The organism is Clavibacter zhangzhiyongii (assembly GCF_014775655.1).
Taxonomy (GTDB): Bacteria; Actinomycetota; Actinomycetes; order Actinomycetales; family Microbacteriaceae; genus Clavibacter; species Clavibacter zhangzhiyongii.
The window spans coordinates 1,911,545-1,934,188 of the sequence record NZ_CP061274.1; the positions used below are offsets into that span (position 1 = coordinate 1,911,545).

The 22,644-nt window shown below is 71.8% G+C and carries 21 protein-coding genes and 4 tRNA genes; 5 read left to right on the plus strand and 20 right to left on the minus strand.

Annotated features, from left to right (window positions below; translation table 11 throughout):
- Position 1: 1 nt before the first annotated feature.
- From H9X71_RS09060 to H9X71_RS09070, 3 genes are all read right to left on the minus strand, one after another.
- A complete protein-coding gene (locus H9X71_RS09060; RefSeq protein ID WP_191146800.1) occupies positions 2–223 on the minus strand; it encodes a hypothetical protein in 222 nt (73 codons plus the stop codon).
- Between the two features lie 192 nt (positions 224–415).
- A complete protein-coding gene (gene rpsD, locus H9X71_RS09065; RefSeq protein WP_012038492.1) occupies positions 416–1,045 on the minus strand; it encodes a 30S ribosomal protein S4 in 630 nt (209 codons plus the stop codon).
- Positions 1,046–1,292: 247 nt separating this feature from the next.
- Positions 1,293–2,720 carry a replication-associated recombination protein A gene (locus H9X71_RS09070; RefSeq protein WP_191146801.1) on the minus strand — a complete coding sequence of 476 codons (1,428 nt, stop codon included), beginning with the start codon at positions 2,718–2,720 and terminating at the stop codon, positions 1,293–1,295.
- 73 nt (positions 2,721–2,793) lie between these two features.
- On the opposite strand from H9X71_RS09070, the gene H9X71_RS09075 reads away from it, so the two are divergent.
- The 3 genes from H9X71_RS09075 (at position 2,794) to H9X71_RS09085 (ending at position 5,264) form a co-directional block, all read left to right on the plus strand.
- Positions 2,794–3,072: a dioxygenase gene (locus H9X71_RS09075; RefSeq protein WP_191146802.1), complete on the plus strand. Its 279-nt coding sequence runs from the start codon at positions 2,794–2,796 to the stop codon at positions 3,070–3,072.
- 258 nt (positions 3,073–3,330) lie between these two features.
- Positions 3,331–4,563 (plus strand): DUF349 domain-containing protein, encoded by a 1,233-nt coding sequence (locus H9X71_RS09080; protein WP_191146803.1) that lies wholly within the window; start codon positions 3,331–3,333, stop codon positions 4,561–4,563.
- A gap of 92 nt (positions 4,564–4,655) precedes the next feature.
- Positions 4,656–5,264, plus strand: a complete 609-nt coding sequence (locus H9X71_RS09085) for a type IV toxin-antitoxin system AbiEi family antitoxin (RefSeq protein ID WP_191146804.1) — start codon at positions 4,656–4,658, stop codon at positions 5,262–5,264.
- Here H9X71_RS09085 and H9X71_RS09090 read toward each other — a convergent pair.
- The 16 genes from H9X71_RS09090 to H9X71_RS09165 all read right to left on the minus strand — a co-directional run bounded on the left by H9X71_RS09090 (position 5,251) and on the right by H9X71_RS09165 (position 19,307).
- The gene (locus H9X71_RS09090; protein WP_191146805.1) at positions 5,251–7,500 is read right to left on the minus strand and encodes a RelA/SpoT family protein; all 2,250 of its coding nucleotides are present in this window, start codon (positions 7,498–7,500) and stop codon (positions 5,251–5,253) included. The two genes, H9X71_RS09085 and H9X71_RS09090, sit on opposite strands and share 14 nt — an antisense overlap.
- A gap of 176 nt (positions 7,501–7,676) precedes the next feature.
- Positions 7,677–8,036 (minus strand): rhodanese-like domain-containing protein, encoded by a 360-nt coding sequence (locus tag H9X71_RS09095; RefSeq protein ID WP_191146806.1) that lies wholly within the window; start codon positions 8,034–8,036, stop codon positions 7,677–7,679.
- A complete protein-coding gene (secF, locus tag H9X71_RS09100) occupies positions 8,033–9,043 on the minus strand; it encodes a protein translocase subunit SecF (protein ID WP_191146807.1) in 1,011 nt (336 codons plus the stop codon). Before secF ends, H9X71_RS09095 begins: the two co-directional genes overlap by 4 nt.
- The gene (gene secD / locus H9X71_RS09105; RefSeq protein ID WP_191146808.1) at positions 9,043–10,869 is read right to left on the minus strand and encodes a protein translocase subunit SecD; all 1,827 of its coding nucleotides are present in this window, start codon (positions 10,867–10,869) and stop codon (positions 9,043–9,045) included. The genes secF and secD overlap by 1 nt, the downstream gene beginning before the upstream one ends.
- Before the next feature lie 127 nt (positions 10,870–10,996).
- Complete coding sequence (gene yajC, locus H9X71_RS09110; protein WP_191146809.1) at positions 10,997–11,386, minus strand: preprotein translocase subunit YajC; 390 nt, start codon at positions 11,384–11,386, stop codon at positions 10,997–10,999.
- A gap of 76 nt (positions 11,387–11,462) precedes the next feature.
- Positions 11,463–12,542: a Holliday junction branch migration DNA helicase RuvB gene (ruvB, locus tag H9X71_RS09115; RefSeq protein WP_191146810.1), complete on the minus strand. Its 1,080-nt coding sequence runs from the start codon at positions 12,540–12,542 to the stop codon at positions 11,463–11,465.
- The gene (ruvA, locus tag H9X71_RS09120) at positions 12,539–13,183 is read right to left on the minus strand and encodes a Holliday junction branch migration protein RuvA (protein WP_191146811.1); all 645 of its coding nucleotides are present in this window, start codon (positions 13,181–13,183) and stop codon (positions 12,539–12,541) included. Before ruvA ends, ruvB begins: the two co-directional genes overlap by 4 nt.
- A gap of 16 nt (positions 13,184–13,199) precedes the next feature.
- Positions 13,200–13,808: a crossover junction endodeoxyribonuclease RuvC gene (gene ruvC, locus H9X71_RS09125; protein WP_191146812.1), complete on the minus strand. Its 609-nt coding sequence runs from the start codon at positions 13,806–13,808 to the stop codon at positions 13,200–13,202.
- A 51-nt stretch (positions 13,809–13,859) separates the two neighbouring features.
- The gene (locus H9X71_RS09130; RefSeq protein ID WP_191146813.1) at positions 13,860–14,624 is read right to left on the minus strand and encodes a YebC/PmpR family DNA-binding transcriptional regulator; all 765 of its coding nucleotides are present in this window, start codon (positions 14,622–14,624) and stop codon (positions 13,860–13,862) included.
- A 77-nt stretch (positions 14,625–14,701) separates the two neighbouring features.
- Positions 14,702–15,331 (minus strand): pyridoxal 5'-phosphate synthase glutaminase subunit PdxT, encoded by a 630-nt coding sequence (gene pdxT, locus H9X71_RS09135; RefSeq protein ID WP_191146814.1) that lies wholly within the window; start codon positions 15,329–15,331, stop codon positions 14,702–14,704.
- Positions 15,321–16,223 (minus strand): pyridoxal 5'-phosphate synthase lyase subunit PdxS, encoded by a 903-nt coding sequence (pdxS, locus tag H9X71_RS09140; protein WP_191146815.1) that lies wholly within the window; start codon positions 16,221–16,223, stop codon positions 15,321–15,323. The genes pdxT and pdxS overlap by 11 nt, the downstream gene beginning before the upstream one ends.
- Positions 16,224–16,236: 13 nt before the next feature.
- Complete coding sequence (locus H9X71_RS09145) at positions 16,237–16,821, minus strand: HIT family protein (protein WP_191149140.1); 585 nt, start codon at positions 16,819–16,821, stop codon at positions 16,237–16,239.
- 2 nt (positions 16,822–16,823) lie between these two features.
- On the minus strand, positions 16,824–18,878 hold the full coding sequence (gene thrS, locus H9X71_RS09150; RefSeq protein ID WP_191146816.1) for a threonine--tRNA ligase: 2,055 nt from the start codon (positions 18,876–18,878) through the stop codon (positions 16,824–16,826).
- 148 nt (positions 18,879–19,026) lie between these two features.
- A tRNA-Val gene (locus tag H9X71_RS09155) sits at positions 19,027–19,101 on the minus strand.
- Between the two features lie 13 nt (positions 19,102–19,114).
- Positions 19,115–19,185: transfer RNA gene (locus H9X71_RS09160), tRNA-Cys, on the minus strand.
- 50 nt (positions 19,186–19,235) lie between these two features.
- Positions 19,236–19,307, minus strand: a tRNA-Gly gene (locus H9X71_RS09165).
- Positions 19,308–19,586: 279 nt separating this feature from the next.
- Here H9X71_RS09165 and H9X71_RS09170 point away from each other — a divergent pair.
- A tRNA-Val gene (locus H9X71_RS09170) sits at positions 19,587–19,662 on the plus strand.
- A 32-nt stretch (positions 19,663–19,694) separates the two neighbouring features.
- Here H9X71_RS09170 and H9X71_RS09175 read toward each other — a convergent pair.
- Positions 19,695–20,654, minus strand: a complete 960-nt coding sequence (locus tag H9X71_RS09175) for a sugar-binding transcriptional regulator (RefSeq protein WP_191146817.1) — start codon at positions 20,652–20,654, stop codon at positions 19,695–19,697.
- 115 nt (positions 20,655–20,769) lie between these two features.
- On the opposite strand from H9X71_RS09175, the gene H9X71_RS09180 reads away from it, so the two are divergent.
- Entirely contained in the window at positions 20,770–22,530 is a 1,761-nt protein-coding gene (locus tag H9X71_RS09180; protein WP_191146818.1) for a glycerol-3-phosphate dehydrogenase/oxidase, read from the plus strand.
- The last annotated feature ends 114 nt before the right edge of the window (positions 22,531–22,644 follow it).

Consider the following 22,644-nt stretch of genomic DNA (forward strand, 5'->3'; position numbering starts at 1 on the left):
TCTACTGCTTTCCCAGCTCGGTGATGGTGTCCTCGGCCTCGCCCACGGCGGAGCGGAGCTCGGCCTCGCGGCGGCGGTAGCCGTCCTCGACGGCCTCGCCGAAGCGGCGGGCCCGGGCGTCGACGTCCTGGAACAGGCGGTGCCCGGCGGGCGTGCGGTCGACCACGTGGGCGACGGCGAAGCCGAGGACGACCCCCACGGCGATGAGGACGAGGTTCTTCATGCTTCTCCCCTTCCGGGAGCTGCCCCCAGACGGAGGTGACGTGCGGTGCGGAGGCCAGCGGGGGCCGAGGGCGATCCTACCGGCCGGTCCGCGCGCCGCCCGGTCGCCCGGGACCCGCGCACGGGTCCGGATGCGCCGAGAGGCGGGCCGCCCGGACGGACGACCCGCCTCGCGGACGGTGATGCGGTGGGGCTAGCGAGCCGCGTAGTACTCGACGACCAGCTGGACCTCGCAGGTCACGGGGACCTCGGCGCGCTTCGGCAGGCGCACGAGGCGGGCCTGCAGCTTGTCGAGCTCGACCTCGAGGTACGAGGGGAGCTTCGGCAGCACGTCGGCGTGACCGCCGGCGGCGGCGACCTGGAAGGGCTCGGTGCCCTCGGAGCGCGGCTTGACGTGGATCATCTGGCCGGCCTTCACGCGGAAGGAGGGGCGGTCGACGATCTTGCCGTCGACCATGATGTGGCGGTGCACGACGAGCTGGCGGGCCTGCGCCGTGGTGCGCGCGAGGCCGGAGCGGACGACGAGCGCGTCGAGGCGCTGCTCGAGGATCTCGACGAGGTTCTCACCGGTCAGGCCCTGCGTGCGACGCGCCTCCTGGAAGGCGATCTTGAGCTGCGCCTCGCGGATGCCGTACTGGGCGCGCAGGCGCTGCTTCTCGCGGAGGCGGACGGCGTAGTCGCTGTCCTGCTTGCGCTTGGACCGGCCGTGCTCGCCCGGCGCGTAGGGGCGCTTCTCGAGGTACTTGGCCGCCTTCGGCGTGAGCGGGATGCCCAGCGCGCGGGAGAGGCGGGTCTTGCTGCGGGTGCGTGACTTGGTGGACACGTTTTCCTTCCAGGGAGAAAGTCTCTGACTACGGGTGGTGCAGGGCGTCCGCGCACACGCATGGGCGCGCGACGATCGACACCGCTGATGCGGTTCCTGCGTGAGTAGAGGGATTCGCCACGGGTCGTCCGGCTACAGGACGTGTCCCTTGATCATGATGTCGACGCAGCCGCACGCGACACCCGATTGAGGCGTCAGCAAGCGTAGCACGCGGTCGCCGTGATCCCGCGGGTGCGCCGCGCCGTGGTCAGCCCCCGCGGACGATGCGCCGCAGCTTCTCCAGCCGCGCCGACAGGTCCCGCTCGTGCCCGTGCTGCGTGGGCGAGTAGTAGGTGCGGCCGACGAGCTCGTCGGGCAGGTACTGCTGGCGCACGACCCCGATGTCCGCGTCGTGCGGGTAGCGGTAGCCCTTGCCGTGGCCGAGGCGCTTGGCCCCCGGGTAGTGCGCGTCGCGCAGGTGGAGCGGGACCCGGCCGAAGGCGCCGGCGCGCACGTCCGCGATGGCCTGGTCGATGCCGAGGTAGGAGGCGTTCGACTTGGGCGCGGTCGCGAGGTGCACGACGGCCTGCGCCAGCGGGATCCGCCCCTCCGGCATGCCGATGAGCTGCACCGCGTCGGCGGCCGCGACCGCGACGACGAGCGCCTGGGGGTCGGCGAGCCCGATGTCCTCGGAGGCCGAGACGATGATCCGCCGCGCGATGAAGCGCGGATCCTCCCCCGCCTCGATCATGCGGGCCAGGTAGTGCAGCGCGGCGTCGACGTCGGATCCGCGGATCGACTTGATGAAGGCGCTGATGACGTCGTAGTGCTCGTCGCCGTTGCGGTCGTAGCGCAGCAGCGCCCGGTCGACCGCGAGCGCGACCTGCTCGGTGGAGATGGGGACGGGCGCCGGGTCAGCGTCCGGCACGTCCCGCTCGTCGCCGTCCTCGTCGTCGTCCTCGTCGTCATCGTCATCGTCGTCCGCGTCCGCCGCCGCCCGCGCCTTGCCCGCCGCGTCCGCCTGCGCCGAGACGGCCGCCGCCTCGAGCGCCGTGAGCGCGCGCCGGGCGTCGCCGGAGGCGAGCCGGATGATCATCGCCCGCGCGTCGTCCTCGAGCGCGAACCGCCCGCCGAGCCCGCGCGCGTCGGCCACGGCGCGGTCGACCAGCACGCCGAGGTCGTCGTCGTCGAGCTGCTCGAGCGTCAGCAGCAGGCTGCGCGACAGCAGCGGCGAGATCACGGAGAAGGACGGGTTCTCCGTGGTGGCCGCGATGAGGATCACCCATCCGTTCTCCACGCCCGGCAGCAGCGCGTCCTGCTGCGCCTTCGTGAAGCGGTGGATCTCGTCGAGGAAGAGCACGGTCGAGACGCCGAAGAGGTCGCGGTCGCTCAGCGCCTTCTCCATCACCTGGCGGACGTCGCGGACGCCCGCCGTCACCGCGGACAGCTCGACGAAGCGCCGGCTGGATCCGTGCGCGATCGCCTGCGCGAGCGTCGTCTTGCCGGTCCCGGGCGGGCCCCACAGGATGATCGACACCGAGCCCTGCTCCCCCGCCACGTCGGACGCGAGGCTCACCAGGGGCGCCCCGGGGGTCAGCAGATGGCGCTGGCCGGTGACCTCGTCGAGGCTCCGGGGACGCATCCGGACGGCCAGGGGCGTGGCCCCCGAGCGGAGGCCCGGTCGCGTGTCGGTCATGACCTCGATGGTAGGCGCGACCGGCTATGGTTCCCGTACCGCCGCCTCGGGCGGGACCGACCGTGAGGACGCCGTGGCCCCCAGGAACGACCGCGCAGCCCGCGAGGCGCAGGCCCGGCTCCGACGCTACGCGGCCCGCCAGGAGCTGCACGCCCGCGCCGCGCGTCGCCGTCGCCGGGACGACGTCACGGCCGTCGTCGGCGTGATCCTGGTCGCGGCGCTCGCCGTCGGCGCGCAGCTCGCGTACGCGTCCGGCCCCGGCGCCCCGGCCCCCGCTCCCGCTTCCACGCCGTCATCCCCCACGCCGTCCTCCCCCGCCCCGGCGACGCCGGACGCGACGCCGACCCCCTGAGCCCCGGCCCGCGGACTCGTCGTCGCCCTTCCCGCCGTGCGTCCCCGCCCGGACGCGTCTCGACCGCATGCGGTCCTCACGGTCCCCTGCGAGGCGGGCTCGATCCACGACGCGGCGCGCAGCCCCGGCCCTCGCTGGTGCATGATCGACAGGTCAGTCCCGCCGCCGCCCGCGGCGAACCCGCTCGATGCCCGTGCTCTAGGCTGACGTGCACGTCTCCGCACCGGTCCGTCCGGTCCTACGAACAAGGTGGAATCCGTGGCTGACAACGATCAGACCCCCTGGGGCCGCGTCGACGAGACGGGCACCGTCTTCCTGCGCGAGGGCGACGGCGAACGCGCCGTCGGCCAGTACCCCGACGGGACCCCCGAGGAGGCGCTGGCCTACTTCCAGCGCAAGTACACCGACCTCGCCGGCCAGGTGACGCTCCTCGAGCAGCGCGCCAAGCGCGGGGCTCCCGCGGCCGACGTCTCGAAGGCCGTCGCGCACCTCATCGAGGCGGTCGAGGGCGCGAACGCCGTCGGCGACCTCGCCGCCCTGCGCGGCCGGCTCGACGTCCTCGCCGCGACGGTGGGCGAGCTCACCGAGAAGCAGGGCGAGGAGCAGCGCCAGGTGGTGCAGGGCGCCATCGCGGAGCGCACCGCGATCGTCGAGGAGACGGAGCGGCTCGCGAGCCAGGACTTCTCGAAGGTGCAGTGGAAGCAGCTGACCGCCGAGGTCGACGCGCTGTTCAGCCGGTGGCAGCAGCACCAGCAGACGGGTCCGCGCCTTCCCAAGAACGAGGCCAACGAGCTCTGGAAGCGCTTCCGCACGGCGCGCTCCACCATCGACACCGAGCGCAAGGCGTTCTTCGCCGAGCTCGACAACGCGCACAAGGACGCGCGTTCGAAGAAGCAGGCCATCGTCGAGCAGGCGCGTGCGCTCGAGCCGCAGGGCGTCGGCGGGATCCCCGCCTACCGCCGCCTGCTCGACGAGTGGAAGCTCGCGGGGCGGGCCGGCAAGCGCTACGACGACGCGCTCTGGGCGCAGTTCAAGGCCGCCGGCGACGTGCTCTACGGCGCCAAGGCCGAGGTCGACGCGGCGGACGACGAGGAGCAGCAGGCCAACCTGCAGGCCAAGCTCGCGCTCCTCGACGAGGCCGAGCCCATCCTCCAGATCACCGAGCGCACCGCGGCGCGTGACAAGCTGACCGCCGTGCAGCTCCGCTGGGACGCGATCGGCCGCGTGCCCCGCGACAGCGTCAAGACCGTGGAGGACCGCCTCCGCAAGGTCGAGACGCACGTCCGCACGCTCGACGAGGAGTTCTGGCGCAAGAACAACCCGGAGACGAAGGCCCGATCGGAGGGCCTCGCCTCCCAGCTGGGCGCCGCGATCGACAAGCTCCAGCGCGAGCTCGACGCGGCCCAGGCCGACGGCGACGCCCGCCGCATCAAGGAGGCGGAGGAGGCGCTGGCCGCCCGCCGCGTCTGGCTGGACGCGCTCGGCTCCTAGCCCACCCCTCCGCACGCCGACCACGGCCCGGGATCCTCCACAGGATCCCGGGCCGTCGTCCGTCCGGGTCGCGGCACTGGCATGGTGCGCGCATGTCGCCCCGCCTCGCCCCCGTCCTGTCCGTCCTCGACCTCCCGCTCGCCGAGCTCTGCTCCGCCCGTCTCGACGGGGAGGTGTACGAGGTCGACGCCTGCTACTCCCCCGTCGACGAGCTCGCGTCGCCGTGGCTCCGTGCCGCCGCCCTCGCCGCCCAGGTGCCGTCCCGCCTCATCGCCGAGCGGTCCACGGCCGCCTGGGTGCACGGCGCCGTCCGCACCCCGCCGCGCACGCACGAGTACTGCGTCGACAGCGTCGCCCGCTGCCACCCGCCGGCCCTGCGCAACGTCCGCATCCGCGAGGTGGTGCTCGACGAGCGCGACACGCTCGTGCTCGCCGGGCTCCGCGTCACGACGCCGCTGCGCACCCTGTGCGACATCGCGCGCACGGTCGCCGACCTGACGCCGCGCCACCGCGCCGCGTGCCTCGGCCTGCTCGCGATGCCGGGGGTCACCGAGGCCGCGGCCCGCGAGCACCTCGCCGGGTGCGGCGCCCTCCCCGACAAGCGCCGGGCGCTGGCCCGCCTCGACGAGCTGGCCCGCCTCGCGGCGACGGCCGAGCCGGGACGGGACCCGTCCTCCTCCGGAGCGGTCAGCCCCCGTTGACGCGGTACACGTCGTACACCGCGTCGATGCGCCGCACCGCGTTGAGCACGCGGTCCAGGTGCGTCACGTCACCCATCTCGAAGACGAAGCGGCTGATGGCCAGACGGTTCGACGAGGTGGAGACCGAGGCCGAGAGGATGTTCACGTGGTGCTCCGAGAGCACGCGCGTCACGTCGCTGAGGAGACCGGAGCGGTCGAGCGCCTCCACCTGGATGTGCACGAGGAACAGGCTCTTCGACGACGGCGCCCACTCCACCTCGATCATGCGGTCGGGCTCCGCGCGCAGCGACTCCACGTTGTGGCACGAGGCCTGGTGCACGGAGACGCCGGCGCCACGCGTGACGAAGCCGATGATCGCGTCGCCGGGCACGGGCGTGCAGCACTTCGCGAGCTTCACGAGGATGTCGGGGGCGCCGCGCACCAGCACGCCGGAGTCGCTGTTGCGCGACACCCGCGATCGCTGCGTGACGGCGAAGACCTCCTCGGCCTCCCCGCCGCTGTCGCCCTGGATGGACGACAGCACCTTCTCGATCACCGACTGCGTGGAGACGTGACCCTCGCCGACGGCCGCATACAGCGCGGCCACGTCGTCGTACTTCATGCTCTGCGCCACGTCCGAGAACGCGTCCTGGTTCATGAGCTTCTGCAGCGGCAGGTTCTGCTTGCGCATGGCCCGCGCGATGGCGTCCTTGCCCTGCTCGATGGCCTCCTCGCGGCGCTCCTTCGTGAACCACTGCTTGATCTTGTTCCGCGCGCGGGCGCTCTTGACGAACGCCAGCCAGTCCTTGCTCGGGCCGCTGTCCGGGTTCTTCGAGGTGAAGACCTCGACGACGTCGCCCGTCGTCAGCGGGTTCTCGAGCGGCACGAGCCGGCCGTTGACCTTCGCCCCCATGGTGCGGTGGCCGACGTCGGTGTGCACCGCGTAGGCGAAGTCCACGGGCGTGCCGCCGGCGGGCAGGCCGATCACCTTGCCGTGCGGCGTGAAGACGTAGACCTCCTTCGCGCCGATCTCGAAGCGGAGCGAGTCGAGGAACTCCCCCGGATCGGCCGTCTCCGACTGCCAGTCGGAGATGTGGGCGAGCCAGGCGAGGTCGGTGTCCCCCTGCGGCGACACCTCCGTGGTGCGACCGCCGTTCATCCGCTCCTTGTACTTCCAGTGCGCCGCGACGCCGAACTCGGCCCGCTGGTGCATCTCGTGGGTGCGGATCTGGATCTCCACCGGGCGCCCCTTCGGCCCGATGACCGTGGTGTGCAGGGACTGGTAGAGGTTGAACTTCGGGGTCGCGATGTAGTCCTTGAAGCGACCGGGCACGGGCGTCCAGCGCGCATGGATGGCGCCGAGCACCGCGTAGCAGTCGCGCAGGGAGTCGACCAGCACGCGGATCCCGACGAGGTCGTAGATCTCGTCGAACTCGCGTCCGCGCACCACCATCTTCTGGTAGATCGAGTAGTACTGCTTCGGTCGGCCGGCGACCTTGCCGCGGATCCGGGCGGCGCGCAGGTCGTCGTTGACGCTGTCGATCACCTGCTGCACGAACTGCTCGCGCTGCGGCGTGCGCTGCTTCACGAGGTTCTCGATCTCGACGTAGATCTTCGGGTAGAGCACCGCGAACGAGAGGTCCTCGAGCTCCCACTTGATGGTCGAGATGCCGAGGCGATGCGCCAGCGGCGCGTAGATCTCGAGCGTCTCCTTCGCCTTGCGCTCGGCCGACGCCGACTCGACGAAGCCCCAGGTGCGCGCGTTGTGCAGGCGGTCGGCGAGCTTGATCACGAGGACGCGGATGTCCTTCGACATCGCCACGACCATCTTCCGCACCGTCTCGGCCTGCGCGCTGTCGCCGTACTTGAGCTTGTCGAGCTTCGTGACACCGTCCACGAGCATCGCGATCTCGTCGCCGAACTCGTGGCGGAGCATGTCGAGCGTGTACTCGGTGTCCTCGACGGTGTCGTGGAGGAGGGCGGCGGCCAGGGTCTTCGGCCCGATGCCGAGGTCGGCGAGGATCTGCGCGACCGCCACGGGGTGCGTGATGTACGGCTCGCCGCTCTTGCGCTTCTGCCCGTCGTGGGCCCGCTCGGCGACCGCGTACGCCCGCTCGATGAGGCTCATGTCGGCCTTGGGGTGGTGCAGACGCGCCGTGCGGATGAGCTGCTCCACGGCGCCCGCGGGCTGGGCCCGGGAGAAGAGGCGCGGCACCAGACGCCGGAGGGAAGCCGTGCTCGAGGTCGTCTCCGTCATCGTTCAGCCTCCCAGGCGTGTGCTGGAGACCAAATTATCACCGCGTCCGAGCGCTCCCGACCACGGCCGATGCGGCGGACGCGGGCCGGACGGCCCCAGCGGCGCGACGGACCGGGCCGTGCGGCGTCCCGCTGCGCCGGGCCGCCGGCCGGACGCCGCGGGCGGACACCGGGCGATCAGGCGACGCGGCCGTCCGCGCCCTCGTCGGTGACGACGTCGCCGCCCATCTGCGACCACGCGTGCATGCCGCCCGTGACGTTCGACGCGGCGAAGCCGCCGCGGATGAGCGCCTGCGTCGCGATCGACGAGCGGTGGCCGGAGCGGCACACCACCGCGATGTGCTGGTCGGTCGGGATCTCCCCGGCGCGGGCCTCGAGCTCGCCCATGGGGATGTGGTGGGCGACGGCCGAGTGGCCGGCCTCCCACTCGTCGTCCTCGCGGACGTCGAGGAGCCAGGACTCGCCCGTGGCGGTGCGGGCCTTGGCCGTGGCGGCGTCGAGCTCCTCGGGGACGCCTGCTCCGTTCATGCTGCTCATGCCTCCACCGTACTGACGGCGCGCTCGGCCTGGGCACGGCTCGCGGCCGTGGCCGCCAGCGCATCGCCCCTCTTGACCTTCGGCTCGCCCTCACGGAGGTGCGCGTACAGCGGCGCGGCGATGAAGATCGTCGAGTAGGTGCCCACGATGATGCCGATGAACAGCGACAGGGCGATGTCGCGCAGCGTGCCGGCCCCGAGGACCACGGCGCCGATGAAGAGGATCGAGCCGACCGGCAGGATCGCGACGATCGAGGTGTTGATGGAGCGGACCAGGGTCTGGTTGACCGCGAGGTTGACCGACTGCGCGAACGTGCGCCGCGACTCCTGCCCGTCCTCCGCCGTGTTCTCCCGGATCTTGTCGAACACCACGACCGTGTCGTAGAGCGAGTACCCGAGGATCGTCAGGAAGCCGATGACGGCCGCCGGCGTGACCTCGAAGCCCGTGATGCCGTAGATGCCGGCGGTGAGCACGAGGTCGTGGAGCAGGGCCACGATCGCCGCGACCGACATCTTCCACGTGCGGAAGTAGACCGACATGACGACCGCCGCCAGCGCGAGGAACACCACGAGGCCCCAGAGCGCCTGGCGGGTGATGTCCTGGCCCCACGACGGGCCGATGAACGACTCGGTGACGCTCGACGTCTCGACCCCGTAGGCCGTGGCCAGCGCCTGGCGGACCGCGGTGCTGTCCTCGGGCTGCAGCTGGTCGGTCTGCACGCGGACGCCGTCGGAGCCGACGGACGACACGCGCGCCGGGACGGGAGTCACGGTGGCCACGGCGTCGCTCGCGATGTCCTGCGACTGGGACTGCACCCCGCTCACGGTGTACTCGGATCCGCCGGTGAACTCGATGCCGAACGTGAAGCCGCCACGCAGCAGCGGGCCGAGGATCGAGACGAGGATGCAGATCGCGGCGATGCCGTACCAGAGGCGGCGGCGCCCGACGATGTCGAACGAGCGCTTGCCCGTGTAGAGGTCGTTGCCGAACTCGGAGAAGCCAGCCATCAGTCGTCCCTGCTCGTGTCGTCGGGTCGCGGCGCGTCGATCGTCGCGGTCGAGGTGGATCCGGTGGTCGACCCCTGCGCGGCCTTGCGCTCCGCGATGGTCTGCCGGCGTGCGGCCTCCTTCGCCGCGGCGGCGTTGCGGCCCGTGCTGGCGGCAGGCGTGCGGAAGGTGGCGCGGCCGCGGTAGACCGCGCCGAGCGCCCGCGGGTCGAGCCCGCTCATGCGGTGGCCCTCGGCGAAGAAGCGCCGCTCGGCCAGCAGCTGCAGGATCGGGTGGGTGAAGAGCGAGACCACGATGAGGTCGATGATCGTCGTGAGGCCGAGCGTGAGCGCGAAGCCCTTCACGTTGCCCACCGCGAGGATGAACAGCACGGCCGCCGCGAGGAAGTTGACCGTGTCGGACGCGATGATCGTGCGCAGCGCGCGCTTCCAGCCCTGCTCCACGGACGAGACGAGGCCGCGGCCGTCGCGGAGCTCGTCCTTGATGCGCTCGAAGTAGACGATGAACGAGTCCGCCGTGATGCCGATGGCCACGATGAGGCCCGCCACCCCGGCGAGCGACAGCCGGTACCCCTCCCGCCAGCTGAGGAGCGTGATGAGGAGGTACGTGATCACCGCGGCGATGACCAGGGACGCGACGGTCACCAGGCCGAGCGCCCGGTACTGCACGAGCGAGTAGAGCACCACCAGCGCGAGCCCGATGAGGCCCGCGATGAGGCCGCTGGTGAGCTGCGAGGAGCCGAGCGTCGCCGAGATGACGTCGGAGCTCTGCAGGGTGAAGCTGAGCGGCAGGGCGCCGAACTTGAGCTGGTCGGCCAGGGCCTTCGCGCTCTCCTGCGTGAAGTTGCCGGTGATGGAGGGCTTGCCGTTCGTGACGACGCCCTGCGTGACCGGCGCCGAGATCACGTCGTTGTCGAGCACGAACGCGAACTGGTTGCGCGGCGACTCGAGCGTGATGAGGCGGGTCGACATGTCGCCGAACTGCTTGGTACCGTCGCCGTCGAAGACGAGGTTGACCGACCACGTGCCGGTGCTGACGCCCTGGCTGGACTGCTGCAGGCCGCTGGTGGCGTCGGAGATGGTGCTGCCGTCGACCTCGACCGGACCGAGCAGGTACTTCGCGGCGCCGTCGTCGGCGCACGCGATGATCGCGCGGTCGGCGGGGGCGGCCTGGCCGTCGCTCTCCGGGGCGGTGGCGCAGTCGTACGCCGCGAACTCGGCCTGCAGGCGGGGCGTCGCCCACGAGAGGTCGCTGGGGCCGGTGGGCTCCGCGGTGGGCTCGTCGGAGAGGGTCGCGGGATCCGGCGTCGCCTCGGCGGCGGGGGTCTCGGCGGCCGGGGTCGATCCGTCGGTCGGCGTCGTGCCGTCCGCGGGTGCCGAGCCGTCGGTGGGGGTCGGCGTCGGGGTCGGGCCGACCGAGGCCGTGCCCGCCGCGCCCACGAGCACGGGCCGCAGCTCGAGCTTCGCGGACGACTGCAGGCGCTGCATGGTGGCCGCGTCGGGCTCACCCGGCAGGCTCACGACGATGTTGCTGCCGCCCTGCGTGGTGATCTCGGCCTCGCTGACGCCGCTGGCGTCGACGCGCTGGCGGATGATCGACACGGCCTGCGCGAGCTGCTCGCTCGTCGGCCCCGAGGACGCGCCGTCGAGCTGCGGGGCGAGGATGATCTGCGTGCCGCCCTCGAGGTCCAGCGCGAGCTTCGGGCTCCAGGACCCGTTGCTGAACGCGACGCTCGCGGCGTTGCCGCCGGCCAGGAGGCCGATGATGACGAGCAGCCAGACGAGCTTGCGCCGGGCCTTGCGTACCGGTGTGGGCGACTTGGCCACCTGGACACTCGACTTTCTTCACGGTGCGCCGGCGTGATCCGCGCGGCTCCCCGGATGGAGGGTGGGATCGGTCCGGGCGCGGTGACGCCCGGGAGGGGCGGGCGGCCGTGGCCGCCCGCCCGGTGGATCAGGAGCGGGCGGCGGGGCCGTCGCCGTCGTCGAGTCGACGCGCGGAGTCCGGCGTGCCGGTCTCGTCGACCACGTCGGCGGCCGGGGCGTCGTCCACGAGCGCGCTCGCGTCGTCGGCGACGGCGACCGTGGGCTCGACGACGCGCGCGATCGTCTGGCGGTGGAGCTTCAGCACCGTGCCGGGCGACACCTCGAGGTACGCGAGGTTGTTCTCCTCGTCGAAGGAGACGAGCGTGCCGTAGATGCCGGAGGCCGTCATGACCTCGGCACCGGGGACCATCTGGGTCTGCAGCTCGGCGAGGTCCTTCTGGCGCTTCCGGCTGTTGCGGAACATGAAGAAGATGAGGAGCGCCAGGACGGCGAACATGATCAGGGTGAACGGGTCCATGCGGGACGGGCCTTTCAGGTGCTGGGGTGTGACGGACGCGACGAACCGGCGACGTTCCGCGGGAGGCCAGCTTGAATCATAGGCCATCGTCGAACAGGGCCTCGGCGGCCGCACCCGGCGCAGAGGGGCGGGCGGGTGCCCCCGGGACGGGCGGCGGCTCGAGCCCGAAGTGCCGCCAGGCGGCGGGCGTCGCGACGCGACCCCGCGGGGTCCGCGTCACCAGACCGATGCGCACGAGGAACGGCTCGACGACCGACTCGATCGTCTCCGCCTCCTCCCCCACGGAGACCGCGAGGGTGTTGAGCCCGACGGGGCCCCCGCCGAAGCGCGTGAGTATGCCGCGCATGACGGCGCGGTCGAGGCGGTCGAGGCCGAGGGGATCCACGTCGTAGAGGTCGAGCGCGGCGCGGACGGAGTCGACGCCGGCCTCCGTCCCGTGGACGAGCGCGTAGTCGCGCACCCGGCGCAGGAGCCGGTTGGCGATGCGCGGCGTCCCGCGGCAGCGGCCGGCGATCTCCGCGACGGCCTCGTGCTCGATCTCCAGGTGCAGCATGCGCGCCGCCCGCTCGATGACCTGCTCGAGCTCGTGCGTCTCGTAGAACTCGAGGTGCGCGGTGAAGCCGAAGCGGTCGCGCAGCGGACTCGGCAGCATGCCCGAGCGCGTGGTCGCGCCCACGAGGGTGAACGGGGAGAGCTCCAGCGGGATGGAGGTCGCACCCGCGCCCTTGCCGACCATGATGTCGATCCGGAAGTCCTCCATCGCGAGGTACAGCATCTCCTCGGCGGAGCGGGCCATGCGGTGGATCTCGTCGACGAAGAGGATCTCGCCGGGCACGAGCGCGGACAGCACCGCCGCGAGGTCGCCCGCGTGCTGGATGGCCGGGCCGCTCGTGAGGCGCAGCGGCCGGCGGCTCTCCTCCGCGACGATCATCGCGAGCGTGGTCTTGCCGAGGCCGGGCGGGCCCGCGAGCAGGATGTGGTCGGGCGAGCGGTTCTGCATGGCGGCGGCCGTGAGCAGCAGCTCCAGCTGGCCGCGCACCTTGACCTGCCCGACGAACTCGGAGAGCGACCTCGGGCGCAGCGCGCCCTCGAAGGCGAGCTCGGCGTCGGACTCGGGGACGGGGCTCGACACGTCGCCGTGCTCGAGCGCGCTCACCGGTCGGCCGCCGCGACCGACGTGGAGGCGCCCTGCGGCTGCTGCGGCCCGAGGATCCCGAGCGCGACGCGCAGGAGGCGCGGCATGTCCGCGGGCGCGCCCTGCTCCTCGGTCGACGCGACCGCGTCGTCGACCGCCGTGCGGGCGACGCGCTCGGACCAGCCGAGCCCCACGAGGGCCGTGACGACGTCCGTCGTGATGGAGGCGGGCGCGGACGAGGCCGGGCGCGTGCGCGGCTGGGTGACGAACAGCTTGCCCGCGAGCTGCAGGACGATGAGCTTCGCGGTCTTCGGACCGATGCCCGACACGCGGCGGAAGGCGGCGTCGTCCTCGATCGCGACGGCATGCGCCATGGCCTCGGGATCCAGGTGCTCGAGCACCGCGAGGGCCGACTTCGGTCCGACGCCCGTGACGCCGCAGAGCAGCTCGAAGGCGCGCAGCTCGTCCGGGCCGGGGAACCCGAAGAGGGTGAGCGAGTCCTCGCGGACCACGAGGGACGTGAGGACGGTGGCCTCGGATCCGTGCCGCAGCTCGAGCGCGTGCCGGGGCGTCACCTGGACGCCGTAGCCCACCCCGTGCACCTCCAGCAGGAGGGCCTGACCGGAGACGGACAGCACGGTGCCGCGGAGGGAGGAGATCACCACCCAACCCTACGAGCTAGCGCCGACCCCGCTGCGCACGCTCGGCCGCGATCCACGCGGCCTGCGCGGTGGTGGGCCCCGCGGCGGCGGGCGCGCCGGCGGCGGTCGGCCGTGGCGCCGGCGCCGGCGTCCCCGCGATGCCCGCGCGCGACATCCCGGCCCGCCAGCCGGCGCAGATCGCGAGGGCCAGCGCGTCGGAGGCGTCGGCGGGCGTCGGCAGCTCGTCGAGGCCGAGGATCCGCGCGACCATCGTCGCGACCTGCTTCTTGTCGGCCTGGCCGTACCCGGTCACGGCGGCCTTGACCTCGCTCGGCGTGTGCATGGCGACGTCGAGCCCGCGGCGCGCGGCGCCCACGAGCGCGACCCCCGTGATCTGCGCCACGCCCATGACGGTCGAGAGGTTGTCCTGCGCGAACACGCGCTCGATGGCGACCACGGACGGCCGGTGCCGGTCGACCAGCTCCTCGATGCCGTCCCCCACCGCGAGCAGGCGGTGGTGCAGCTCGTCCGTCGGGCTGGTGCGCACCACCTGGACGTCGACGATGCGCGCCGTCCGGTCGGCGAAGACGTCGACCACCCCGACGCCGCAGCGGGTCAGGCCGGGGTCGATCCCGAGGATCCGCACGGACGCGCCGCTGCCGCCCGCGCCGCTCCCCCTGGCACCGGCGATGAGGGCCTACTCCTCGTCGTCGTCGAGCGCGGCCTGCACGTCGGCGGGCACGTCGCTGTTGACGTAGATGTTCTGGACGTCGTCCAGGTCCTCCATGGCGTCGACGAGCTTGTTGACCTTGCGCGCGGTCTCGAGGTCGACCTCGACCTTGACCTGCGGCACGAACTCGACGTCGGCGGAGTCGTAGTCGATGCCCGCCTCCTGGAGCGCCTGGCGGACGGCGACCATGTCGCTCGGCTCGCACTGGATCTCGAAGACCTCGCCGTGGTCGGTGACCTCCTCGGCGCCCGCGTCGAGGACCGCGGCGAGGACGTCGTCCTCGGTCGGGGTCTCCGCGTGCGGCACCGCGAGGACGCCCTTGCGGTGGAAGTTGTAGGCGACGCTGCCCGGGTCGGCCATGGTGCCGCCGTTGCGGCTCATGGCCGTGCGGACCTCGGCGGCCGCGCGGTTCTTGTTGTCCGTGAGGCACTCGACGAGCATCGCGACCCCGTTGGCGGCATAGCCCTCGTACATGATCGTCTGGTAGTCGACGACCTCGCCGAGCAGGCCGGCCCCGCGCTTGACCGCGCGGTCGATGTTGTCGTTCGGGACGCTGGTCTTCTTCGCCTTCTGCACCGCGTCGACCAGGGTCGGGTTGCCCGACATGTCGGCGCCGCCGATCTTGGCCGCGACCTCGATGTTCTTGATCAGCTTCGCGAACGACTTGGCGCGCCGCGAGTCGATGATCGCCTTCTTGTGCTTCGTGGTCGCCCACTTGGAATGTCCGGACACGGGTGGTTCTCCTTACGCGGCGTCTGCTCGCTGTCAATGATGGACCATCGGGGCCTCCCGCCGAGGGACCCGGCTGGTCAGAGGGTGCGGCCCGCCCGCTCGACCATGTCGAGGAAGAGGCGGTGGAACCGGAGGTCGCCCGTGACCTCCGGGTGGAACGAGGTGCCGAGGAGCGCGCCCTGCCGGACGGCCACCACGCGGCCGTCGTCGAGCGTCGCGAGCGCCGAGGCGGCGGCTCCGACCGACGCCACCACGGGCGCGCGGATGAAGACGGCGTGCACGGGCGGGTCCCCGAGCTCCGGCACGTCGAGGTCCACCTCGAACGACGCCGTCTGCGACCCGAACGCGTTGCGCCGCACGGAGACGTCGAGCCCGCCGATGCTCCGCTGCCCGTGGATCGCGTCGACGATCTCGTCGGCCAGCATGATGAGGCCGGCGCAGGTGCCGTAGACGGGAAGCCCGTCATCGATGGCCGCGCGGAGCGGCTCGGCGACCCCGAATTGCCGCGACAGCTTGTCCATCACCGTGGACTCTCCGCCCGGGATCACGAGACCGGAGATGCCCGGGAGGTCCTTCGGCTGCCGGACGAGCCGCGTCCGGGCGCCGAAGCCCTCGAGCACGCGCACGTGCTCGCGCACGTCCCCCTGGAGGGCGAGGACGCCGACGACGGGGCCGTCGCCGTGCGGTGCCGCCGTGCTACCAGCCACGCTCGGCGAGGCGGTGCGGGGCGGGGACGTCGGCGACGTTGATCCCGACCATGGCCTCGCCCAGCCCGCGCGACGCCTGGGCGATCGCGTCGGGGTCCTGGTAGAGCGCGGTCGCCGTGACGACGGCCTTCGCGCGCGCGACCGGGTTGCCCGACTTGAAGATGCCGGATCCGACGAACACGCCGTCGGCGCCGAGCTGCATCATCATCGCGGCGTCGGCCGGGGTGGCCACGCCGCCCGCGGTGAAGAGGACGACGGGCAGCTGCCCGGTCGTCGCGACCTCGAGCACCAGGTCGTACGGCGCCTGCAGCTCCTTCGCGGCGACGTAGATCTCGTCGTGCGTGAGGGCGCTGAGCGCACGGATCTCGGACTTGATGGTGCGGATGTGCTTGGTGGCCTCGGAGACGTCTCCCGTGCCGGCCTCGCCCTTGGAGCGGATCATGGCCGCGCCCTCGGTGATGCGGCGGAGCGCCTCGCCCAGCGTCGTGGCGCCGCAGACGAAGGGGACGGTGAAGCCCCACTTGTCGATGTGGTTGACGTAGTCGGCCGGGCTCAGCACCTCGGACTCGTCGATGTAGTCGACCTCGAGGGACTGCAGCACCTGGGCCTCGACGAAGTGGCCGATGCGCGCCTTCGCCATGACGGGGATGGAGACCTCAGCCTTGATCTGGTCGATGAGGTCGGGGTCGCTCATGCGGGCGACGCCGCCCTGCGAGCGGATGTCGGCGGGGACGCGCTCGAGCGCCATGACGGCGACGGCGCCGGCGTCCTCCGCGATGCGCGCCTGCTCGGCGTTGACGACGTCCATGATGACGCCGCCCTTGAGCATCTCCGCGAGTCCGCGCTTGACGCGGCTCGAGCCGACCTGTCCGGGGGTGTTGATGTCAGTCATTGTGATCCCTATCCTATTCGCCCGCCGGGGCGGGCCAGGCTGCTGCGATGGATGCACGGACGTCGCCCAGCAGCTGCGGCAGCGCCTTGGTCTTCGCGATGATCGGCAGGAAGTTCGCGTCCTGCCCCCACCTCGGCACGATGTGCTGGTGCAGGTGCTCGGCGATGCCGGCGCCCGCGACCTGCCCCTGGTTCATCCCGATGTTGTAGCCGTCGTTCCGCGAGACCTCGCGGACGACGCGCATCGCGGTCTGCGTGAGGGAGCCGATCTCGGCCACCTCCTCCGGGCTCGCCAGGTCGTAGGTCGCGATGTGCCGGTAGGGGCAGACGAGCAGGTGCCCGCTGTTGTAGGGGAAGAGGTTCAGCAGCACGAAGGCGTGCTCCCCGCGCGCGACGATGAGCGAGTCCTCGTCCGACATCGACGGCGCGATGCAGAACGGGCACTCGTCGCGGTCCGGCTGCTGGCCCTTCTGGATGTAGACCATCCGGTGCGGGGTCCAGAGCCGCTGGAACTCGTCCGGCACGCCCGCGAGGTGTCCGGCGTCGTCGACGCGCGCGCCGCCGAGGTCGTCCTCTCCCCCGGGCTCGTGGTCCGACAGGGTCAGACGGGCCACGCGGTCACCACCTGCTCGCGGCGCGCGATGGCGCCCGTGATGCGCTCGACCGCCTCGTCGACGGGCACGCCGTTGACCTGCGTGCCGTCGCGGAAGCGGAAGCTCACGGATCCCGCGGCGCGGTCGTCCTCGCCGGCGATGAGCTGGTACGGCACGCGGAGCTTGGTGTGCGTGCGGATCTTCTTGGGCATGCGGTCGTCGGAGGTGTCGAGCTGCGTGCGCACGCCCGCCGCCCGGAGCCGGTCGAGGACGCCGCCGAGGTACTCCTCGTAGTCCTCGGCCACGGGGATGCCGACCACCTGCACGGGCGACAGCCACACCGGGAACGCGCCCGCGTAGTGCTCCGTGAGCACGCCGAAGAAGCGCTCGATGGACCCGAACAGCGCCCGGTGGATCATGACCGGCTGCTTGCGCGTGCCGTCGTTCGCCGTGTACTCCAGGCCGAAGCGCTCGGGCAGGTTGAAGTCGAGCTGGATGGTCGACATCTGCCAGGTGCGGCCTATCGCGTCGCGCGCCTGCACGGAGATCTTCGGGCCGTAGAAGGCGGCGCCCGCGGGATCCGGCACGAGCTCGAGGCCCGTGTCGACCGCGACCTGGCGGAGCGTCTCGGTCGCCTCCTCCCAGACCTCGTCGGAGCCGACGAACTTCTCGGGGTCCTTCGTGGAGAGCTCGAGGTAGAAGTCGTCGAGGCCGTAGTCGCGCAGCAGCGAGAGCACGAACTCGAGCGTGCCCTTCAGCTCGTCGGCCATGCGCTCGCGGGTCGTGAAGATGTGGGCGTCGTCCTGCGTCATGCCGCGCACGCGGGTGAGGCCGTGGATCACGCCGGACTTCTCGTTGCGGTAGACGGTGCCGAACTCGAACAGGCGCAGCGGCAGCTCGCGGTAGGAGCGCTGGCGCGACCGGTAGATGAGCACGTGCATGGGGCAGTTCATGGGCTTGAGGTAGTAGTCCGCGCCCTGGCGCGTGATCTCCCCCTCGTCGTTCCGCGCCTCGTCGAGGTGCATGGCGGGGAACATGCCGTCCTTGTAGAAGTCGAGGTGCCCGCTCGTCTCGAACAGGTTCGACTTCGTGATGTGCGGCGAGTAGACGAACTCGTAGCCGCCGTCCTCGTGCCGACGACGCGAGTAGTCCTCCATCTCGCGGCGGATGATGCCGCCCTTGGGGTGGAAGACCGCGAGGCCGGAGCCGATCTCGTCCGGGAACGAGAACAGGTCGAGCTCGGCGCCGAGGCGGCGGTGGTCGCGCTTCAGCGCCTCCTCGATGCGGCCCTGGTACGCGCGCAGCTCGTCCTTCGTGGGCCACGCCGTGCCGTAGATGCGCTGCAGCTGCGGGTTCTTCTCGGATCCGCGCCAGTAGGCGGCCGCGACGCGCGAGAGCGCCCAGCCGTTGCCCACCATGCGGGTGCTCGGCAGGTGCGGTCCACGGCAGAGGTCGCGCCAGAAGACCTCGCCGGTCTTGCCGTCGACGTTCTCGTAGACCGTGAGCTCGGCGCCGCCGACCTCGACGGACTCGCCGTCCTCGCCGAGCTCCTCGGAGGAGCCTCCCTTGAGGCCGATGAGCTCGAGCTTGTACGGCTCGTCGGCCATGAGCTCGCGGGCCTCCTCCTCGGTCACGACGCGGCGCGTGAAGCGCTGGCCCTGCCGGATGATGCGCTCCATGTTCTTGGAGATGGCCTTGAGGTCCTCGGGCGTGAAGGGCTCGGCGACGTCGAAGTCGAAGTAGAAGCCGTCGGTGACGGGCGGCCCGATGCCGAGCTTCGCCTCCGGGTCGATCTGCTGCACGGCCTGCGCCATGACGTGCGCCGCCGAGTGCCGGAGGATCGCGAGGCCGTCGGGCGAGTCGATGCGGACGGGCTCGACGACGTCACCGGGCGCGACCTCGGCCGCGAGGTCCTTCAGCTCCCCGTCGACGCGCATGGCGACGACGGCGCGGTCGCTGAACAGGGTGAACCCCGTGCCCGCCTCCGTCGCCTCGACCGGCTGAGCGCTCGGCTCCGCGGGCGCGGCCTCGTCGTGGATCTCGGGCTGGGCGGCGTCTACCACTGCGGGCTCCTTGCGGGACGGGGAGGGAACCGATCCAGACTACCGGCGCGCGGCAGCCGCTCCTCGACGGGAGGAGACGGAGCACCCCGCCGGCTCGGGCACGGGTCCCGGGAAAAGAAGAAGGCCCCGGTCTCCCGGGGCCTTCTGGTGGTGAGCGATACTGGGATCGAACCAGCGACCTCTTCCGTGTCAGGGAAGCGCGCTACCGCTGCGCCAATCGCTCATGCACTTGCTCGAGGTGGGGACGGGATTTGAACCCGCGTGGACGGCTTTGCAGGCCGCTGCCTCGCCTCTCGGCCACCCCACCACCGGTGGTTCCCACCTTGTGAAAGGGACCCCCTTCGGGGCCCCTGTTCGAGCGGATGACGAGATTCGAACTCGCGACCCTCACCTTGGCAAGGTGATGCGCTACCACTGCGCCACATCCGCATTTCGCTCGCTGTCCCCGGCTTCCCGGCGACCCTGCGTGCTCGATGACTCTAGCCGAACTCGCGTCGCGGGCGCAAAACGACGCGCTCCGCAGCGCTCCCGGAGCGCCGTCCACGGGCCCGCTGCCCCGTGTTCACGCGGATCCGTCCACCGCGGCGCTCGATGCGACCCGGGCGTGTCGCGAGCTGGTCGTCCGCGGCAGCGCGCACGGGGCGCCGGTGACCGCGACCGCCCTCGCGGTATGGCATCATGGATCCGCACCGTCCGCGGTGCGAGCACGGGCGATTGGCGCAGTTGGTAGCGCGCTTCCTTCACACGGAAGAGGTCATCGGTTCGAGTCCGGTATCGCCCACCATCACCTCCCGCGTCCTCCTGCTGCCCTGCGCCCTACTGCAGCAGTGCCCGCGCCGTCGACTCGTCCAGCACGATGTCCGTCACGAGCCCCGCGGCCAGCGCCCCGCGCACGCTCCGCGCCTTGGACGCCCCCGCGACCACGCACACGCGCCGGGGAGCCCGACGGATGGTGGCGAGGTCCGGACCGCTGGCGCGCGCGTTGATCGCGATGTCCGCCGACGACCCGTCCTCCCGGAAGAAGACGGTGGACACGTCTCCCACCACGCCGTCCGCGTCGAGGGCGCGCTGGTCGGACCTCTCGAGGTAGCCGCCGGAGTAGACGTGGCTCGGCACGAGGGCGACCGGGGAGCCGACGCCGAACAGCACCATGTCCATCCGCTCCTGCAGCTCGAGCACGCGCTTCGTGCTCCGCTCGCGCCAGAGCGCCTGCTTCGTGGCCGGGTCGTCGAAGAAGGCCGGCACCGGGAACTGCTGCACGGTCGCGCCGTACGCCTGGCCGAACCGCCGGAGGATCTCGCTCGCGTACATGATCCCCGTGGTGCGCACGTTCCCCGCCCCGTTGAGCTGCACGACGAGCGTGTTGTGCGTCGGCTTCGGCACGAGGTAGCGGCTGACGGCGCTCACGGTGGAGCCCCATGCGACGCCGACGACCATGTTCGAGTCGACGTACTGGGTGAGCATCCGTGCAGCGGAGAGCGCGACGCGGTCCACCCGGTCGACGTCGCTCGTCTGGTCGGGCACCGGCACCACGTGCGCGACGACGCCGTAGCGGTCGTGCAGCTGCTCCCCCAGCACGGTCGCGAGGTCGAGCGGCGAGCGGATTTGGATGTCCACGAGCCCCGTCTCCCGGGCGAAGGAGAGGAGCCGCGAGATCGACGAGCGGCTCGTGTCGAGCTCGCGGGCGATGGCCTCCATCGTGAGGTCCTGCATGTAGTAGAGGTGCGCCGCGCGGAGGGCGTCCTGGGTGCGCTCGTGCGCGATGCCGTCGACCATCCGGTCATGCTTGCACATCCGTGCACGGGCTTCGCATGATCCGTTCGCGGGCGGATGATGGAGGCATCAGCAAGCGCACCACGCACGCATCAGGACAACAGGAAGAAGCCTCCTCGTGACCACGTCGAAGAAGACCGACCTCAGGGACAACGTCGCCCGCATCCACGACCGCCCGAGCGCGCAGGTGCTCGTCATCGGCGGCGGCATCAACGGCATCGCGACGTTCCGCGACCTCGCGCTGCAGGGCGTCGACGTCGTGCTCGTCGAGCGCGCCGACTACGGCTCGGGCGCCTCGGCGGCCAGCTCGCACATGATCCACGGCGGCATCCGCTACCTCGAGAACGGCGAGTTCCGCCTCGTGCGCGAGTCCGTAGAGGAGCGCAACGGCCTCATCCGCATCGCGCCGCACTACGTGAAGCCGCTGCAGACGACCATGCCGATCTTCTCCACCTTCTCCGGCATCCTCAACGCGCCGCTGCGCATGCTCACCCACAAGCAGCGCTCCACCAAGGAGCGCGGCGCGCTCCTCATCAGCGTCGGCATGACGCTGTACGACTCCTTCTCGCGCGACGGCGGCTCGGTCCCCCGTCACCGCTTCCGCGTCGGCAAGGCGGCCCGCGAGGACATGCCCGCCCTCAACAAGGACGTCAAGTTCACCGGCACCTACTACGACGCATCCGTGCACGAGCCGGAGCGCCTCGCGCTCGACGTGCTCAAGGACGGCCTCGCCGCGGGCGAGCACGCCCGGAGCGCGAACTACCTCGAGGCCGTGGGCGTCGAGGACGGCGGCGTGAAGCTGCGCGACGTGATCTCGGGCACCGAGTTCGTCGTGAAGGCGGACGTCGTGGTCAACGCGTCGGGTCCCTGGACCGACCTCACGAACGACGCCATGGGCGGCGACACGAAGTTCATGGGCGGCACCAAGGGCTCGCACATCGTCGTCGACAACGCCGAGCTGCTCGAGGCCACCAAGGGCCGCGAGATCTTCTTCGAGAACAACGACGGCCGCATCGTCCTCATCTACCCCCTCAAGGGCCGCGTCCTCATCGGCACGACCGACATCGACGCCGACCCGCGCGAGCCGGCCGTGTGCACCGAGGAGGAGGTCGACTACTTCTTCGACCTCGTCAAGCACGTGTTCCCGCAGATCGAGCTGGGACGCGACCACATCGTGTACCGCTACTCGGGCATCCGCCCGCTGCCGCGCCACGAGGACACGGCGCCCGGCTTCGTCTCGCGCGACTACCGCATCGTCGAGACCGAGATCGCGGGCCTCCCCGACGCGAAGGTGCTGAGCCTCGTCGGCGGCAAGTGGACGACGTTCCGCGCGCTGTCCGCCCACCTCTCGACGGAGGCGACCACGCGCCTCGGCGTCGAGCGCTCGGTCGACACGACGGGCATGCCCATCGGCGGCGGCAAGGACTTCCCGTCCTCCAGCACGGCCCGCGCCCGCTGGATCGCCACGCAGGCGGCCCGCGCGGAGGGCATCGGCACCGAGCAGGTCGACCGCCTGCTCAACCGCTACGGCACGCGCGCCACGAGCGTCATCGACGTGCTCTCGGGCCAGCCCTCCACGCCGCTCGCGACCGACCCGCAGCTCACGCGCGCCGAGATCGCGTACTTCGCCACGCACGAGGACGCGGTGCACCTCGCGGACGTGGTCCTGCGGCGCACGAACCTCGCGTTCGTCGGCGGGGTGACCCACGAGATGCTCGCGGAGATCGCGGACGTGCTGCAGGAGGCGCTCGGCTGGAGCGACGACGAGCGCGACGCCGAGATCCAGGACACCGTCGACACGCTGCTCACCCACCACGGCGTCGACGTGGGCGCCACGAAGGTCGCCGCGGACGCGACCGTCACGGAGTTCGCGAACTAGCGCGACGCACCGCGGATCCGATCCGCACCCGGGAGGCCGGTCGCCCTGTGGCGGCCGGCCTCCTCGCGTGCTGCCGCTCGCGCATCCCGGGCGCCCGCTGTCAGGCGACGGGGC